The sequence below is a fragment of the Pseudomonas sp. 3MA1 genome, from assembly GCF_029237275.1.
Lineage (GTDB): Bacteria > Pseudomonadota > Gammaproteobacteria > Pseudomonadales > Pseudomonadaceae > Aquipseudomonas > Aquipseudomonas fluorescens_AP.
Genome location: NZ_JAACFX010000031.1, coordinates 1 through 554, shown reverse-complemented (window position 1 = coordinate 554; position 554 = coordinate 1). Strand labels below are relative to the sequence as shown.

The 554-nt window shown below is 65.3% G+C and carries 1 protein-coding gene; it reads left to right on the top strand.

The window, feature by feature from the left end; all coding sequences use genetic code 11:
• Positions 1-554, top strand: a 554-nt coding sequence (locus GWQ44_RS30805; RefSeq protein ID WP_275929106.1) for an AMP-binding protein, incomplete at both ends; no start/stop codon positions are given.

The following is a 554-nucleotide window of genomic DNA, read 5'->3' as shown; positions in this document are numbered from 1 at the left end:
AGCGCACCACAAGTGGCCCTGGATGGAGATAACCTGGCCTATGTGATCTACACCTCCGGCTCCACCGGCATGCCCAAGGGCGTGGCGGTGTCTCACGGCCCGCTGGTGGCGCACATCATTGCCACCGGCGAGCGTTATGAGATGACCGCAGCCGATTGCGAGCTGCATTTCATGTCTTTCGCCTTCGACGGCTCCCATGAAGGCTGGATGCATCCGTTGATCAACGGCGCCCGGGTACTGATCCGCGACGACAGCCTGTGGCTGCCGGAGCAGACCTACGCCGAGATGCATCGACATGGCGTCACCGTGGGGGTATTCCCACCGGTGTACCTGCAACAGCTGGCGGAACACGCCGAGCGCGACGGCAACCCGCCGGCGGTGCGGGTCTACTGCTTCGGCGGCGATGCGGTGGCTCAGGCCAGCTACGACCTGGCCTGGCGCGCGCTGCGCCCCACCTACCTGTTCAACGGCTACGGCCCCACCGAAACCGTGGTCACTCCATTGCTGTGGAAGGCGCGCCAGGGCGATGCCTGCGGCGCGGTGTATATGCCGAT